The organism is Acidovorax sp. IB03 (genome assembly GCF_016406015.1).
Classification (GTDB): Bacteria; Pseudomonadota; Gammaproteobacteria; order Burkholderiales; family Burkholderiaceae_C; genus Acidovorax; species Acidovorax temperans.
Genome location: NZ_JAEFCH010000007.1, coordinates 36,856 through 52,900 on the forward strand (window position 1 = coordinate 36,856; position 16,045 = coordinate 52,900).

Annotated in this window: 14 protein-coding genes; 6 read left to right on the forward strand and 8 right to left on the reverse strand. The window is 65.1% G+C overall.

What is annotated here, in order from left to right:
- Positions 1 to 218 precede the first annotated feature (218 nt).
- A complete protein-coding gene (locus tag IHV84_RS05820; RefSeq protein ID WP_198846186.1) occupies positions 219 to 1,388 on the forward strand; it encodes a glycerophosphodiester phosphodiesterase in 1,170 nt (389 codons plus the stop codon).
- Between the two features lie 70 nt (positions 1,389 to 1,458).
- Here IHV84_RS05820 and mutL read toward each other — a convergent pair whose 3' ends face one another.
- Entirely contained in the window at positions 1,459 to 3,489 is a 2,031-nt protein-coding gene (gene mutL, locus IHV84_RS05825) for a DNA mismatch repair endonuclease MutL (RefSeq protein WP_370541206.1), read from the reverse strand.
- A 104-nt stretch (positions 3,490 to 3,593) separates the two neighbouring features.
- On the opposite strand from mutL, the gene IHV84_RS05830 reads away from it, so the two are divergent.
- Positions 3,594 to 4,244 carry a DedA family protein gene (locus IHV84_RS05830; protein WP_066696275.1) on the forward strand — a complete coding sequence of 217 codons (651 nt, stop codon included), beginning with the start codon at positions 3,594 to 3,596 and terminating at the stop codon, positions 4,242 to 4,244.
- 72 nt (positions 4,245 to 4,316) lie between these two features.
- On the opposite strand, the gene IHV84_RS05835 is transcribed toward IHV84_RS05830, so the two are convergent.
- Positions 4,317 to 4,559: a glycine zipper 2TM domain-containing protein gene (locus tag IHV84_RS05835; RefSeq protein WP_044401408.1), complete on the reverse strand. Its 243-nt coding sequence runs from the start codon at positions 4,557 to 4,559 to the stop codon at positions 4,317 to 4,319.
- 296 nt (positions 4,560 to 4,855) lie between these two features.
- On the opposite strand from IHV84_RS05835, the gene IHV84_RS05840 reads away from it, so the two are divergent.
- Positions 4,856 to 6,430, forward strand: a complete 1,575-nt coding sequence (locus tag IHV84_RS05840) for a methyl-accepting chemotaxis protein (RefSeq protein WP_198846188.1) — start codon at positions 4,856 to 4,858, stop codon at positions 6,428 to 6,430.
- A gap of 69 nt (positions 6,431 to 6,499) precedes the next feature.
- On the opposite strand, the gene IHV84_RS05845 is transcribed toward IHV84_RS05840, so the two are convergent.
- Both IHV84_RS05845 and tsaE read right to left on the reverse strand, forming a co-directional pair.
- Positions 6,500 to 7,921, reverse strand: coding sequence for an N-acetylmuramoyl-L-alanine amidase (locus IHV84_RS05845; RefSeq protein WP_198846189.1), 1,422 nt, complete (start codon positions 7,919 to 7,921; stop codon positions 6,500 to 6,502).
- Positions 7,918 to 8,430 (reverse strand): tRNA (adenosine(37)-N6)-threonylcarbamoyltransferase complex ATPase subunit type 1 TsaE, encoded by a 513-nt coding sequence (gene tsaE / locus IHV84_RS05850; protein WP_198846190.1) that lies wholly within the window; start codon positions 8,428 to 8,430, stop codon positions 7,918 to 7,920. The genes IHV84_RS05845 and tsaE overlap by 4 nt, the downstream gene beginning before the upstream one ends.
- Here tsaE and queG point away from each other — a divergent pair.
- Positions 8,413 to 9,501, forward strand: a complete 1,089-nt coding sequence (gene queG / locus IHV84_RS05855) for a tRNA epoxyqueuosine(34) reductase QueG (protein ID WP_233099810.1) — start codon at positions 8,413 to 8,415, stop codon at positions 9,499 to 9,501. The genes tsaE and queG overlap by 18 nt on opposite strands.
- Positions 9,502 to 9,543: 42 nt before the next feature.
- On the opposite strand, the gene IHV84_RS05860 is transcribed toward queG, so the two are convergent.
- Entirely contained in the window at positions 9,544 to 10,185 is a 642-nt protein-coding gene (locus tag IHV84_RS05860) for a GDSL-type esterase/lipase family protein (protein WP_233099812.1), read from the reverse strand.
- Between the two features lie 8 nt (positions 10,186 to 10,193).
- On the reverse strand, positions 10,194 to 11,099 hold the full coding sequence (locus IHV84_RS05865) for an AEC family transporter (protein ID WP_198846192.1): 906 nt from the start codon (positions 11,097 to 11,099) through the stop codon (positions 10,194 to 10,196).
- A 179-nt stretch (positions 11,100 to 11,278) separates the two neighbouring features.
- On the opposite strand from IHV84_RS05865, the gene IHV84_RS05870 reads away from it, so the two are divergent.
- Positions 11,279 to 12,241, forward strand: coding sequence for a tripartite tricarboxylate transporter substrate binding protein BugE (locus IHV84_RS05870; protein WP_198846193.1), 963 nt, complete (start codon positions 11,279 to 11,281; stop codon positions 12,239 to 12,241).
- A gap of 85 nt (positions 12,242 to 12,326) precedes the next feature.
- Complete coding sequence (gene xerD / locus IHV84_RS05875; protein ID WP_066693714.1) at positions 12,327 to 13,226, forward strand: site-specific tyrosine recombinase XerD; 900 nt, start codon at positions 12,327 to 12,329, stop codon at positions 13,224 to 13,226.
- 94 nt (positions 13,227 to 13,320) lie between these two features.
- Here xerD and IHV84_RS05880 read toward each other — a convergent pair whose 3' ends face one another.
- Both IHV84_RS05880 and IHV84_RS05885 read right to left on the reverse strand, forming a co-directional pair.
- The gene (locus tag IHV84_RS05880; protein ID WP_198846194.1) at positions 13,321 to 14,604 is read right to left on the reverse strand and encodes an EAL and HDOD domain-containing protein; all 1,284 of its coding nucleotides are present in this window, start codon (positions 14,602 to 14,604) and stop codon (positions 13,321 to 13,323) included.
- 165 nt (positions 14,605 to 14,769) lie between these two features.
- The gene (locus tag IHV84_RS05885) at positions 14,770 to 16,038 is read right to left on the reverse strand and encodes an EAL and HDOD domain-containing protein (protein ID WP_198846195.1); all 1,269 of its coding nucleotides are present in this window, start codon (positions 16,036 to 16,038) and stop codon (positions 14,770 to 14,772) included.
- Positions 16,039 to 16,045: the final 7 nt, after the last annotated feature.

Consider the following 16,045-nt stretch of genomic DNA (forward strand, 5'->3'; position numbering starts at 1 on the left):
ATTATGTCAAAGCGTCATAAGGTCATGCTGAAGATCTGCACAAGCTTGGTGAATGGGTGGCTTCTTTGCATTGAATTGGTGCTCGAATGCACCGCCGTGGGGTGTGAATGGCGGCGGCCAAGGTAGGGTGCTTACCCCTATGCACCGTCATGGTGTTGTCACAGAATGCCTCCACAGTCGGCCGGTTCACTACACGCATACCAAGAGGAGAAGCGCTCATGCACACATTCAGCATTCGTCCTGCGGCCCTGGCGCTGACGGCAGCCCTGGCGTTGGCAGCCTGCGGCGGCAGCGACAGCCCCAGCTACCCCACACTCAACGGCGACACCCCCTTGGTGATTGGCCACCGCGGCGCCAGCGGCTACCGGCCTGACCACACGCTTGAAAGCTACAAGCTCGCCATCGACATGGGTGCCGACTTCATCGAGCCCGACCTGGTGGCCACCAAGGACGGCGTGCTGGTGGCCCGCCACGAGCCCAACATCACCGGTACCACCGACGTGGCCACCCGCCCCGAATTCGCCAGCCGCAAGACCACCAAGAACGTGGACGGCGTGAACGAAGAAGGCTGGTTCGTCTCTGACTTCACCCTGGCCGAACTCAAGACCCTGCGCGCCGTCCAGCCCCTGTCGGACCGTGACCAGTCGTACAACGGCAAGTTCCAGATTCCCACGTTTGAAGAAGTGCTCGACCTGGCCAAGGCCGAAGGCACCAAGGCCGGCCGCACCGTGGGCGTGTACCCTGAAACCAAGCACCCCACCTTCCACGCCAAGCTGGGCCTGCCGCTGGAAGACCGCCTGCTGGCCGTGCTGGCCAAGTACGGTTACACCACCAAGGCATCGCCGGTGATCGTGCAGTCGTTCGAGGTGTCCAACCTCAAGTACCTGCGCACCAAGACCCAGGTTCGCCTGGTGCAGCTGGTGGATGCCAACGACGTGAACGCCGATGGCAGCATGGACCTCACGGCCCCCTACGACAAGCCCTATGACTTTGCCGTGGCCGGCGACTCGCGCACCTTTGCCAGCCTGCTGACCCCTGCAGGCCTGAAGGAAATCAAGACCTACGCCGATGGCATTGGCCCCTGGAAGCCATACCTGATCCCTTCCAAGCAGGTGGACGCCAACAAGGACGGCAAGCCCGACGACTTGAACGGCGACGGCAAAATCGACGAGCGCGATCGCGTGATGATGCCTGCTACTTCCGTGGTGAAGGACGCCCACGCCGCAGGCCTGTTCGTGCACGCCTACACCTTCCGCAATGAAGCCAAGCGCCTGGCGTCGGACTTCAAGGGCGACCCGAAGGCCGAGTACAAGCTGTTCTTCAACCTGGGCGTGGATGGCGTGTTCAGCGACTTCACCGACACTGCCAAGGCTGCGCGCGACAACTGATCGCGCCAGCGCTGCCAATCAACAAAAGCCCGCGATTGCGGGCTTTTGTGTTTTCGCAGACGCGTGGAGCTCAGCGCCCGCGCAAAAACAGCCCGTCCAGCTCTTTCATCGTGAGCTGCCGCCAGGTGGGGCGGCCGTGGTTGCACTGGTCGGACCGATCCGTGGTTTCCATCTGCCGCAGCAGGGCGTTCATCTCGTCCAGCGTGAGCTTGCGGTTGGCCCGCACCGCGCCGTGGCAGGCCATGGTGGCCAGGATTTCATTGCGGGCGCGTTGCACCACGGTGGTGGCGTCGTGGGCGGCCAGCTCGGCCAGCACGCTGCGGGCCAGTTCCACAGGGTTGCCGTGGGCCAGCGTAGTGGGCACGGCGCGCACGGCCAGGGTCTTGGGCGAGAAGGGGACCACCTCCATGCCCAGCAGGGCCAGCACGTCGGTGGATTCCTCGGCCGTGGCCACTTCCTGCGGGGTGGCGGCAAAGGTGGCGGGGATCAGCAGCGGCTGGCTGGCAATGCGGGCGCCGCTGTCCACCTGGGATTTGAGGCGTTCGTACACGATGCGTTCGTGGGCCGCGTGCATGTCCACCACCACCATACCCTGGGCGTTTTCGGCCAGGATGTAGATGCCATGCAACTGGGCCACGGCGCGGCCCAGGGGCCAGGTGGATGCGTTGTCGCTGCGCTGCTCGGGCCACACCATGGCATCGGCGCGTGTCGCATCGTCCACGGCGCTGTTCGCGGCATTGGGCGTTGGGGCCGCTGCGCTGGGGCTGGCTTCTGCAGACGGAACCCCCGCAGGCTGTGCAGAAGGGGCCCAGAGCCCGCCCAGCGCAGCGTCCGGCACGCTGGGGGTTATCTCGCGGGGTGACCACAGGGCCTGCAGGTCTTGCACGCGGTGGCCTCGGTCTTCAAATTTCATAGCAGCTTGCGCTTGCCACATGGGCGCTACAGGCTGTTTTCGCTCTAAACCTTGAGGGTGCGGTGCGGTGGCGGCTGGCGCACCAGCAGCATGTGCTGCCTGGGCCGCTGCCAAGGCTGCGCGGGGCGCAGCCAGAGCGTTTTCCACCGCATGGCGCACGGCCTGGTGCACCTCGCGGCTGTCGCGAAAGCGCACTTCGATCTTGGTGGGGTGCACGTTCACGTCCACGCGGGCGGGGTCGATCTCGACATACAGCGCGTAGATGGGCTGCTTGTGGCCGTGCAGCACGTCCTCATAGGCGGCGCGGGCGGCGTGGGTGAGCACCTTGTCGCGCACAAAGCGGCCGTTGACGTAGCAGTATTGGTGGTCAGGCCGCGAACGGGCGGCGTCGGGCAAGCCTGCGCGGCCGGTGACCGTGACGGGCCCCACGCGGTGCTGCACGGCGACCGACTGGGTGACGAAGTCCTCGCCCAGCACGTCCGACAGGCGGCGGGCCAGTGCGTCTTGCGGGTTGCCTTCGCCGGGCACAAAGGTGGCGCGCCACTGCTCCACCAGCTTGCCTTCGTGCCAGATGGCAAAGCCCACATCGGGCCGCGCCAGCGCGTGGCGGCGCACGGATTCAATGCAGTGCGCCAGCTCGGTCGCATCGGTTTTCAGGAACTTGCGGCGGGCGGGGGTGGAGAAGAACAGCTCTTTCACTTCCACCGTCGTGCCCTGGCTGCGCGCGGCGGGGCGCAGCTCGCCGCTGCGCGCGTCCAGCAAAAAGGCGCTGGCCTGCGTGGGCGGGCGCGAGAGCAGGGCCATCTCCGATACCGAGCTGATGGCCGCTAGTGCCTCGCCCCGAAAGCCCATGGTGGCCACGGTTTCCAGGTCGTGCAGATTGGTGATCTTGCTGGTGGCGTGGCGGCGCAGTGCCACGGGCAGCTCTTCGGGCGGAATGCCCAGGCCGTCGTCTTCCACCGCAATCAGGCGCACGCCACCGGCCAGCAGTCGCACGGTGATTTGCGTGGCCCCCGCGTCCAGCGCGTTGTCCACCAGCTCGCGCACCACCGAGGCGGGGCGCTCCACGACTTCGCCAGCGGCAATCTGGCTGATGAGTTCGTCAGGCAGGTCGCGGATCGGGCGGCGCGTGCCGGGCAGGGATGCTTCGGGCGCGGAGACTTCGGAGGTGGGCTGGGTTGGGTTCACCCGCCAGATTTTAGGCGTCGGCCCCATGGGGATTTGATAGCAGGGTGATGGGGATAATGCGCGCTGCTTTCAACCTCCTCACCCCAGCCACGCAAGGCCCGTTCATGGAAATAGTGACCTTTCTGATCGATTTCATTCTGCACGTAGACAAATACCTGGAGGCGTTCGTGCAGAGCTACGGCATGTGGGTGTACGCGCTGCTGTTCCTGATCGTGTTTGTGGAAACCGGCGTGGTGGTGATGCCCTTTCTGCCGGGGGATTCGTTGCTGTTCATCGTGGGCGCGCTGTGCGGTGCGGGCCTGATGAACTTTCCGCTGGCGTGCGTGGTGCTCATCGTGGCGGCTATCCTGGGCGACCAGTGCAACTACACCATCGGGCGTTACTTTGGCCCCAAGGTCTTCCAGTGGGAAGACTCGCGCTGGTTCAACAAGCGCGCGTTTAACCAGGCGCATGACTTTTACGAGCGCTATGGCGGCATCACCATCGTCATTGCGCGTTTCATGCCGTTCATTCGCACCTTTGCGCCCTTTGTGGCGGGCGTGGCGGAAATGAGCCGCACCAAATTCACGGCCTACAACGTGGGCGGTGCATTGTTGTGGGTGCTAGGCATTGCCACGGCAGGCTACTTCTTTGGCAACCTGCCTTGGGTGAAGGAAAACCTGGACAAGATCATCTGGGCGCTGATCCTGGTGCCGGGCCTGATTGCGATTGCCGGAGCCTGGAAGGCGGGGCGCAACCAGCCTGCACAGTCCTGAGTTTGCTATTGAATTAAGAGCTGCTAGCGCTTTTGGGATAAGCGCTAGCAGCTCTTTTTGCTTGTAGTCTGCTTATCGGCGCGGCGCGCGGCGCTGGTCCTTGTCTTCGCCAATTTCGTGGCCGATCAGTGCGCCCGCTGCGGCACCACCCACGGTGCCCAGCGTGCCGCCAAAAACCGCATTGCCCACCAGGCCGCCAGCGGCGGCACCTACCCCCGTGCCGATTTGTGCATTGGTGGGGTTGGACGCGCAGCCGCCCATGGCCAGGGCAGCAACCAGGGCCGTGGCCCCGATGAGATGACGTGTTTGCAGCATGGTGTGTTCCTTTCGCAAGTGGAGGTGGGCCAGTGCCTTCGCGTTTGGCAGCCGGTGGTCTGGCCCATGGCTTCACTGTGAATCGCTGCCGCCCGGTGCGGTGTCAGCCCTGGGCTTGCGCTTCTGTAGGAATTGGGGTGAACACGGGGGTGGGATGGGCTTGTCACCGCACCGGCAGAGGTTCATCGTGGCTTGGGTTGCTTCACGAAATCATCAGGGCCCGACCGGGCTGGTGCACACGTCAAGGAGTGCGTCACGCGGATGAACCGGCCTACAACAAGAAGGGAAAGTGCTACATGTCTGAACACACCTCTCATCCCGCCCAGGGGCTCAACCGGCTGACCATTGCCCAGCAGATCAGCCTGCTGGCCGGGGTGGCCGTGCTGGCCCTGGTGGTCATCCTGGCGCTGAGCCTGGTGCGGGTGCAGCAACTGGGCGCCACGGTGGAAGAACTGGGCCACGAACAGGTGGAGCGCCTGCAACTGGCGCTGCGCTGGCGCAGCAACATTGCGGTGAACGCCACGCGGGTGCTGTCCATCGCACAAACCGATGGGGACGACTTGCAAGGCTATTTCAAGGACGTGATGGGCAGCACCACGGCCGACACGACCAAGGTGCAGCGGTGCTACACCGAGCTGGAGAAAAGCCCCGGTGGGCTGCGCATTCAGGAAGAACTGGCCACCGTGCGCAAGTCGTACCTGGAAACGCGCGACAAGGCGCTGGCCATGAAGAAGGCGGGCGACGTGGCGCAGGCCAGGGACTTTGCCTTGAAGGAGTTTGCGCCAGTGGTAGACCGCTACAACGCCGTGGCCGACAAGATGGTGGCCTACCAGATTGAGCGCTCGGAAGCCCAGGCGGCTGAGGCCAATGCGCTCATCCGCTCGTACCGCATGGCGGTGGTGGTGGCCGGTGTGGCGGGGCTGGCGTTGCTGGTGGTGCTGTCCTGGGTGCTGGTGGCGCGCATCCGCCAGTCGCTCAGCGAAGTCAGCGGCGTGGCGCGCCGTATCGGCGAGGGCGACTTGTCCCGCCCTGTGCAGGTGAGTGGCCGGGGCGAGGTGGCCGAGATGATGCTGGCCATGCAGCAGATGCAGGCCTCGCTGGTGCGTATCGTGGGCGAGGTGCGCCTGAGCAGCGACAGCATTGCCACCGGCTCCAGCGAGATTGCGACGGGCAATGCTGACCTGAGCCAGCGCACGGAAGAACAGGCCAGCAACCTGGAAGAAACTGCCGCGTCGATGGAAGAGCTGACCAGCACCGTCAAGAACAATGCCGATACCGCACACAAGGCGGCCGCGTTGGCGGGCGAGGCCTCACGCGCGGCCGTGCAGGGCGGCGAAGTGGTGGCGCAGGTGGTGAGCCCCATGGAAGAAATCTCCGCTGCCTCGCGCAAGATCACCGACATCATTTCCGTGATTGACGGCATTGCCTTCCAGACCAACATCCTGGCGCTGAACGCTGCCGTGGAGGCCGCCCGCGCAGGCGAGCAGGGGCGGGGCTTTGCGGTGGTGGCCATCGAGGTGCGCAGCCTGGCCCAACGCTCGGCCGATGCCGCCCGCGAGATCAAGACCCTGATCGGCGCCAGCGTCGAGAAAGTGGAAAACGGCACCCAGCTGGTGAGCGAGGCCGGGCGCAGCATGGAGGGCATCGTGGCCCAGGTGCAGCGCGTGAGCGACCTGATTGGCGAAATCTCCAGCGCCACGAGCGAGCAGACCACCGGCATCGGCCAGGTGGGCGAAGCCGTCACCCAGCTGGACCAGGTGACCCAGCAAAACGCTGCGTTGGTGGAACAAAGCGCCGCCGCTGCCGACAGCCTGCGCCACCAGGCGGCCAAGCTGGCCGAGGTGGTGAGCGTTTTCCGTCTGGCGTCTTAACCTGGCAGTTCTTTGCGCCAGCGAGGTCCTGTTCACGGTGCCCGAAAGGATCGTGAACAGGTTCAAACCTCACACCGACCGGCTGCGTGCCAGCGGCGGGTTCTTGGCGAAGTAGCGGGTGATGCCGCGCATCAGCGCATCGGCCAGCTGCTGCTGGTAGGCGCTGCTGCGCAGGCGGGCTTCTTCTTCGGGGTTGCTGATGAAGGCAGTCTCTACCAGCACGCTGGGAATGTCGGGTGCCTTGAGCACGGCAAAGCCCGCTTGTTCCACGCGGGGCTTGTGCAGCCGGCCGATGTTGCCAATCTCGCCCAGCAGCACGGTGCCCAGGGCCAGGCTGTCGTTGATCTGCGCGGTGGTGCTCATGTCCAGCAGGGCGCGCTGCACATGGCGGTCTTTGCTCTGCACGTTCAGGCCACCCACCAGGTCGGCCTGGTTTTCCTTGTTGGCCAGCCAGCGTGCGGCCGTGCTGGATGCGCCGCTTTGGCTCAGCGCAAACACGCTGGCACCGCGCGCGGCGGGGGTGGTGAAGGCATCGGCATGGATGCTGACGAACAGATCGGCCTGCACGCGCCGCGCTTTTTCCACCCGCGTGCCCAGGGGCACGAAGTAGTCGCCGTCGCGGGTCAGAAACGCGCGCATGGGGTTGCCGCCCACGGTGGTGGCGTTGATGCGGTCGCGCAGCAGGTGGGCCACGCGCAGCACCACGTCTTTTTCGCGCGTGCCCGCCGGGCCGATGGCGCCGGGGTCTTCACCGCCATGGCCGGGGTCCAGCGCCACGATGATGATGCGGTCGGTTTGGGTGGCTGTGGCCCGGCCACCCGGGCGGTTGGCCGCCACGGGCGGAGCCGCCGGGGTAGGCGCGGCCGGGGTGGGGGTGGCGCTGGGCCCGGGGCGGTGGGCGTGCTGGGCAATCAGGTCGCCCAGGGGGTCGGCCGGTTCGTGCGGCTTGGCGGGCTGGGCTGTGGTGGCGCCTGCTGTGGGCGCTGCGGGTGTGGTGTCGCGCAAGCGCTCGGCAATCAGGGCTTCGAGCGGGTCCACCGGCTCTGCCGGGTACAGGTCGAACACCAGGCGGTGCTGGTAGGCCGCGATGGGCGGCAGGGTGAACACCTGGGGCTGTGCGGCCTGCTTCAAATCGACCACCAGTCGCACCACGCCAGGGGCGTTTTGCCCCACGCGGATGCCGGCAATGTTCGGATCGTCGGGCTTGACCTTGGCGACCAGTTCGCGCAGCTCGGGGCTCAGGTCAATGCCTTCGATGTCCACCGCCAGCCGGGGCGGGGTGGTCACGAAAAACTGCTTGGCCACCAGCTTGGTGTCTGACTCGATGGTGACGCGCGAATATTCGGGCGCTGGCCACACCCGCACGGCCAGGATGCTGGCGCCGCGCGCAATCTGCTGCGTGCCCAGCAGCAGCACCAGGCTGCCGGCTTGCAAGAGGCTGCGCCGGCTGGGCGCGCGCGGTGGGCGGGCGGGGTGTGCGTCAGCGGTCATGCGCTCAATCCTTGGAGCAGGCTGCGGCCGGTGGCGGTGCCTGCACGCAGGGTGACTTGCCTTTCGGTTTCGTCCATTGCTTCAATGTGTATAGCAAGGTCTGCAGGCGGAGTAAGCGCTGCAGCCTTTTCTGGCCATTCTGCCAGCTTGAGCCCGGGGCTGGCAAAGATGTCCCGAAAGCCCGCGTCTTCCCACTCGCGCGGGTCGTCGAAGCGGTAGAAGTCGAAGTGCCAAATGGACAGACCGGCGGTCTCGTGCGGCTCCACCACGGCGTAGGTGGGGCTCTTGATGCGGCCTTGCACACCCAGCGCGCGCAGCAGATGGCGCACCAGCGTGGTTTTGCCCGCGCCCAGGTCGCCGTGCAGGGTGATGAACGCGTTGGTCAGCGCAGGCTGTGCGGCCAGCCGCTGGGCCCAGGCGGCGGTGTCGTCCTCGCTGCGCCAGGTGGTGGTGGCCTGGGCTGTGCCGGGGCTTTCTACAATCTGGCCGGTATGTGGTGCAACAGTCAACTCGTTCCTCAAATTCAGGAGTGGGCCCGCGAGCTGGGATTCTCCCAAATCGGCGTGGCCGGGGTGGATTTGTCTGCGTCAGAACCGGGATTGATGCAGTGGCTGGCGCAAGGGTTCCATGGTGACATGCATTACATGGCCGCCCACGGCCTGAAGCGCGCCCGCCCGGCCGAGCTGGTGCCCGGCACCGTGAGCGTGATCACCGCGCGCATGGACTACCTGCCCCGCGACCGGGACAGCGCCCCCGCTGTGGCCCATGCGGGCGGCTGGCAGGCCATGGAGCTGCAGCGCCTGCAGCGCCCCGCAGAAGGCATTGTCTCGATGTACGCCAGGGGGCGCGATTATCACAAGGTATTGCGTGCCCGCCTGCAAAAACTCAGCGACCGCATTGCCGAAGCGGTGGGGCCTTTTGGCCACCGGGTGTTCACCGATTCAGCCCCGGTGCTGGAGGCCGAGCTGGCCGCCCGCAGCGGCCAGGGCTGGCGCGGCAAGCACACGCTGGTGCTCAACCGCGAGGCGGGCTCCACCTTTTTTTTGGGTGAGATCTACGTGGACATGGCCTTGCCTGCCACCGAGCCCGTCACCGCCCACTGCGGCAGCTGCAGCGCCTGCATCGATGCCTGCCCCACGCAGGCCATCGTGGCGCCCCACCGTGTGGATGCACGGCGTTGCATCTCTTACCTGACCATTGAATACGCTGGCCCCATTCCGCTGGAATTGCGCCCCCTGATGGGCAACCGCATTTACGGCTGCGACGATTGCCAGCTGGTGTGCCCCTGGAACAAGTTCGCCCAGGTCAGCCGCCTGCCTGATTTTGACGAGCGCAAGGGCTTGTCGGGCCAGCAGCTGGTGCACCTGTTTGCGTGGGACGAGCCCACCTTTTTGCGCATGACCGAGGGCGGCCCCATTCGCCGCATCGGCCACGAGCGCTGGTTACGCAACGTGGCCGTGGCGCTGGGCAACGCACTGCGGCAGGCTGACAGCGCTGAGCTGCGCGGCGCCCTGCAGTCACGCGTGCAAGACCCGAGCGAGCTGGTGCGTGAACATGTGGCCTGGGCGCTGGCAGTTTGAGGTGAAATCAGGCTATAGCGCTTGATGGATAAGCGCTGGCAGCTACTTTTTTGATAGCAATCCGGTGCTTTGCAGCGTCTGCACCAGCCCATCGGTAAAACGCGCGTAACCGGCCGCATTGGCATGCACGCTGTCGGCGCGCAAGCGGGCGTCTGCCAGCACGGTAGACCAGCCATAGGCATGCAGCGGAATCTTCAGCGCCTTGGCTGTCTCTGCATACACCTCGTGGTCGCTCAGGTGGCCCGCCGCCGCCATGAGCGACAGCCCGGGCCCAGCCACCAGCAACACCTGCGCGCCGCTGGCACGCGCCTGCTCGCCAATGCGGCGAAGGTTGGTGCGCGTGGTTTCGAGCGGCAGGCGCCGCAAAAAGTCATTGCCGCCGATGCTCACGATCACCAGCGCGGGCCGGTGCTCTTGCAGCAGGGCGGGCAGCCGCTCCAGCGCCTGGGCCGAGGTGTTGCCAGAAACGCCTGCGTTGATCACGTTCCAGCCGGTGCGGGCTGCCAGCAGGGTGGGGTAGGCGGCGTCGGCCGATGCCCCAACGCCCGAAGTCAGCGAATCGCCCAGCGCCAGCACGGTGGCCCCTGCAGGCACAGGCTGGGTGGCAGGCTTTCGGCTGCAGCCGGGCAGCCCTGCGCCCGCTGCCAGCAGAACCAGGGCACCCAGCAAGGCGCGTCGTTGCATGGTCGGTTTCATCGCAAAAATCCCAGTGCGAATGGCAGGCTGGCCACCCCTAGCACGGTAGACAGCGTGACGAGCCCGGCCACATAGGGCCCGTTGTAGCCCATGCGCGCCGCCAGCACGTAGCAGGTGGACGCCGTGGGCAGGGCCGAGAAGGCCAGCAGCACCGTGGTTTGCACGGCGTCGAGCTGGAACCAATGCGCCATGCCCCAGGCAATCAGCGGTTGAATCAGGTGGCGAATGGACAGGACCGACACCGTGAGCAGGCGGCTGCGGCCCAGCAGCCCAAACTGCATGCCCGCGCCTGCCGCCATCAACCCCAGGGCCAGCGATGATGCGCTGATGCGGCTCACCGTGGGCTCCATCCACCCCGGTATGCGAAAGCCCAGCAGGTTGGCCACCAGGCCCGACGCCGTGGCGATGATGAGCGGATTGCGCAGCAGTTCGCGCACAAAGCCCTGGCCGCCGTGGCGTGCCATGGGCCACACGGCGGCCACGTTGAACAGCGGCACGCACACGCCAATCAGCACGGCAATCATCAGCAAGCCTTGCGCGCCTGCCAGGCGCTCGGCAATTGCCAGGCCAATGAACGAATTGAAGCGGAACGCCACCTGTGCGCTGGCGGCATGGTCGCGGCGCTCCATGTGCGAGCCCAGCCAGGGCCAGTAGGGCAGCGAATACGCCAGCGCAATGCCCGCCACGCCCGAGAGCAGCCCCGCCGCCATCAGGCTGGATGCAGCGCCCACGTCAATCGGGCTTTTGACGATGGACTGGAACAGCAACACCGGAAACAGCAAGTAATACACCAGGCTCTCGACGGGTTGCCAGATCGATCGGTTCAGGGGGGTGTACCGGCACAGCAGGTAACCGAACAGGATGAGGGAGAAATCTGGAAGCAGGAGCTGGGCGTAATTCACGTTTCGAGAATACCTGAAGCGCCTGCCCCGGGTGGGCTGGCAGGCTATCAGCCGGCTGCTGCATCGGGCACCACGCACCGGCGCGTATGCCCCGGGTCTCTGTGCGAAATCCCTAGGACCTGCCGGAAAAACATTCGCATAACATTGCAGACGTACGAAAACCCCACAAGGAGAAATCGATGGACCGTCGCCACTGGATCGCGCTGGTACTGGCCACTGCTGCAGGATCTGCAGCCGCACAAGCCTACCCGAACAAAATCATCAAGCTGCAGGTGCCCTTTGCACCCGGCGGCACCACCGACATCATTGCCCGCGTGATCGCCGACCCGCTGGGCAAGGCCCTGGGCCAGAGCGTGATCGTTGAAAACAAGGCGGGTGGCGGTGGCATCGTGGGCGCCAATGAAACGGCCAAGTCAGCCCCGGACGGCTACACGCTGGGCATTGCCACGGTTTCCACCACAGCGGCCAACCCGGCCATCAACCCCAAGACGCCCTACAACCCGCTGACGGACTTCACGCCCATCATCAACATCGCGGCCACGCCCAACATCATTGCGGTGCACCCCAGCTTTCCGGCCAAGGACTACAAGGGCTTTGTGGCTGAGCTGAAGAAGTCCGCAGGCAAGTACTCGTACTCGTCTTCGGGCACCGGCGGCATCGGCCACCTGCAGATGGAGCTGTATAAGAGCCTGACCGGTACGTTCGTGACGCACATCCCCTACCGGGGTGCAGGCCCCGCCCTGAATGACACGGTGGCGGGCCAGGTGCCCATGATTTTTGACAACCTGCCTTCGGCGCTGCCCTTCATCAAGGAAAACCGCCTGGTGCCCATCGTGGTGGCCGCACCCCAGCGCGTGGCAGCGCTGCCCAACGTGCCCACCTTCAAGGAGGTGGGGCTGGAGCCGGTGAACCGCATGGCCTACTACGGCATCGTGGGCCCCAAGGGCTTGCCCAAGGAGGTGGTGGACAAGGTGAACGCTGCCGTGCGCAAGGCGCTGGAAGACCCGGCCGTGAAAAAGCGCATCGAGGACACCGGCTCCATCGTGGTGGGCAACACGCCCGAGCAGTTTGCTGAACAGATCAAGGCCGAGTTCAGCGTCTATAAAGACGTGGTAGCCAAGCAAAAGCTCACGCTCGACTAAGCACTGCACTGAAGCAAAGCCGCGCGGGCCTGGCCTGCGCGGCTTTTTTTCATGGCGCGTACTGTGGGCGTGCTATCGTTTTTGGATGCTTGAAGACAGCCTGCGCGCGATCGATACCTTTGTAGATGCCCTGTGGCTGGAGGACGGCCTCTCGCGCAACACCCTGGCGGCGTACCGCCGTGACCTCACGCTCTACGCACAGTGGCTGGCACAGCAGCAGCCCCCGCTGGCGCTGGACGCCACAGCCGAAATGCACCTGAGCGGCTACTTTGCCGCCCGCCATGCGCAAACGCGGGCCACCTCGGCCAACCGGCGTCTGACGGTGCTGCGCAGGTACTTTCACTGGGCCTTACGCGAACGCCGCATCACCCAGGACCCGACCCTGCGCCTGCAGGCCGCACGCCAGCCTCTGCGGGTGCCCAAAACCCTGTCGCAGGCCCATGTGGAGGCCTTGCTCAGCGCGCCTGACCTGGGCAATCCACTGGGCCTGCGCGACCGCACCATGCTGGAGCTGATGTATGCCAGCGGCCTGCGCGTGACGGAACTGGTCACGCTCAAGACCTTTCAGGTGGGGCTGAATGAAGGCGTGCTGCGCGTGATGGGCAAAGGCAATAAGGAGCGTCTGGTGCCTTTTGGCGAAGAAGCGCGCAGTTGGCTGCAGCGCTACCTGCAAGAGGCGCGCGGCGCCATCCTGGCCGGGCAGCAGACGGACGACCTGTTCGTGACCCATCGCGGCGAGGGCATGACGCGCGTGATGTTCTGGGTGATTGTGAAAAAGTGGGCACAGGTGGCGGGCATCACCGTGCCCCTGTCGCCGCACACGCTGCGCCACGCCTTTGCCACCCACCTGCTCAACCACGGGGCGGATTTGCGCGTGGTGCAACTGTTGCTGGGGCATGCCGATATCTCCACCACCACCATCTACACCCACGTGGCGCGGGAGCGGCTCAAGGCGCTGCATGCGCAGCACCACCCGCGCGGCTGAGACCTGCGTTTGGATGGGGGCCGTGTTGCACCCCGCAAGCAAAAAGGGCTCCGTTGCTCGGAGCCCTTTTTGATTTGTTGGGGGAGATGCTCGGTCAGTCTGCGTTCAAGTCTTCGGCCCAGGCCAGCGCCTGCAAGTGGGCCCAGTTGACCTGGCGGTTCGATAGATGCAGTTCGTCGGCCATGCGGGCAAACGTCACGTCATCGCCAGATTCACAGGCTTTGGTCAACTCCAGGAAGGGCGCGAACACGCCGGTGCCGTGCAGCAGGGCATCTGTCACCGGCTGGGGCAGGGCCACGGATTCGAGGGCCTTTTCCAGCGGCACGTTCAGCATGGTGTCGAGCAGCGAGAACACGCCCACCACGAAGGCGTTGTCGCATTCTTCCGGGGGCAGCAATTCGGCCGCCAGCAGCTCCATCAGGCGTCCGCGCACCACGGCGGTCTGGCCCACGGCAGGAGGGGCTCCATCGCGTGAGGTGGTCATGAGCAGCGCCGCCCAGCGGAACAGCTTCTTGAGGCCCAGGATCATCACCGCGTGGCGGAAGGAAGTCACTTCGCACGACAGGCCAAACCCCGAGGAGTTGATGAAGCGCAGCAGGTTGAAAGACAGGGTGGGGTCTTTCTTGAGCAGGTCTTCGATCTCGCTGGTGTCCGCCTGTTTGCGCACCAGGTTGATGAGCTGAATGATGGTGGCTTGCGAAGGGCGGATGGTGGTGGCTTTGACCAGGGAGGACTTGGCAAACCAGAAGCCCTGGAACAGTTTCACGCCCAGGTCCGACATCATCTGGAACTGCTCGGCGGTTTCCACCTTTTCAGCCACCAGCGTGGCCTTGGCGTATTGGCTTGCAAACTTCACCAGCGGGCCTGCCAGCTCGGGCTTGAAGGTCTGCAAGTCCAGCTTGATGAAGGAGGCCAGGGGCATCCAGCTGGCGTAGGGCTTGCGCAAGGCGTTCTGGTTCAGCGCCAGGCGAAAGCCGCGTTCGCACAAAGCCTGCAGCACGGGCACGCGCTGGTCGATTTCTTCCTGTGTGGCGGTGTCGGGCAGTGGGGGCACTTCCAGTACCACCTTTTCGGGGTGGATCAGTTCCAGGTGGCCGCCCGCCAAGCTCTCGTGCGTGCAGTTGATGAACACCGTTTTCTTGCCCACCAGGGCTTCGGTGCCAGCGTACGACAGGGCATTGAACAGCAGCGCGGCATCGCTGGCGGCGGTGTGGGCATCCGATGCGGTGGAACGGTCGAACAACTCGTAACCGTAGACCGCACGGTTGTGGTCCACGATCGCCTGGCGCGCAATGACGGCCATGTTGCTCGCGTCCACATCTTCCTGCGGGACAGCGGTATCGGCGGGCGGGATGTTTTGTTCGGTGGTGCTCAACATGATGCGGCTAGAAAAGGATTGAGCGGAACGCTTCGTCACATTCTAGGCGCTGTCTTGACGGGGGCGGTGCAATGCCCGAGCACACGGGGCAACCCTCCGGTGGTCGGTATCCGCCCCGCCGCGCGTTGCCGCCAGCGGCGCCATGCAAGCGGGCCGCTGGGCAGTTCACTCGGTCATCTGGTCTGCCCAGGCCAGGGCTTGCAGGTGGGCCATGTTGATCTGCTGGCTGCTCAGGTGCAGGGTCCCAGCAGCCTTGTGGAAAACGGCGTCGTCGCTCGATTCGCAGGCTTCAGCCAGCGTGAGCAAGTCGCCCAGCACGCCTTCGCGGCGCAGCAGGGCGGCGGCCACGGCGTCAGGCACGGTCAGCAGCTTGAGGGCCGATTCCATGGGAATGGACAGCATCACATCCAGCAACGAGAAGATACCCACCACGAAGGCCTGGTCGGCTTCTTCCGGGGGCATGCTTTCCAGCGCCAGCAATTCCATCAACCGGCCGCGCACCACGGCGGTCTGGCCCACCGAAGACGGCGCTGCACCCGTGCGTGCGGCCGTGAGCAGCAGGGCCGCCCAGCGGAACAGCTTTTTCAGCCCCAGCAGCATCACAGCCTGGCGGAAGGAGGTGATCTCCCGGTTCAGCCCAAACCCGGCCGAGTTGATGAGGCGCATGAGGTTGAACGCCAGACCGGCATCCTTCTTCAGCACCTCTTCAATATCGTCGGTGCTGGCTTGCTTGCGCACCAGGTTGATGAGGTGGATGATGCTGGCCTGTGCAGGCGAGAGCAGCTTGGTCTCTACCAGCGAGGGGCGCGCGAACCAGTAGCCCTGGAACAGTTGCACCCCTTGGCTGGAAACCATGTCGTATTGCTGGGCCGTCTCGACCTTCTCGGCAATCAACTCTGCCTGGCTGTTGCGTGCGGCGTAGCGGATCAGCACGGCCAGTTGGTCAGGGGCCAGCACCGACAGATCCAGCTTGATGTAATCGGCCAGGGGCAACCAGGCGGCGTAAGCCGATTCGAGCACGGTGTGGTTGAAGGCGAGGTGGAAGCCGCGTTCGCGCAGGCCCATGAGGATGGGCAGGCGCGTTTCCACCTCCTGCGCAGCTGCGTGGCCCAGCGGCGGAATCTCCAGCACCACCTTGTCGGGGTCCAGCAGTTCCAGGTGGCCGCCCGAGAGGCTTTCGTGGGTGCAGTTCACAAAAATCAGCTTCTTGCCGACCAGCTCTTCCGTGCCCGCATGCGACAGCGCTGTGAACACCAGAATCACATCGGTGGCGGCGGTGTGCCCGATGCCGGTGCGCGAACGGTTGAACAGCTCATAGCCAATCACTGCCTGCTGGGCATTGACGATGGCTTGGCGCGCGATCATGGCCACAGTGGCTTGCCCCGATGTGTTGCTTGCAGGATAGGCCGCTGCATTGGCGGGTGTAGTGGACATGGCTGGC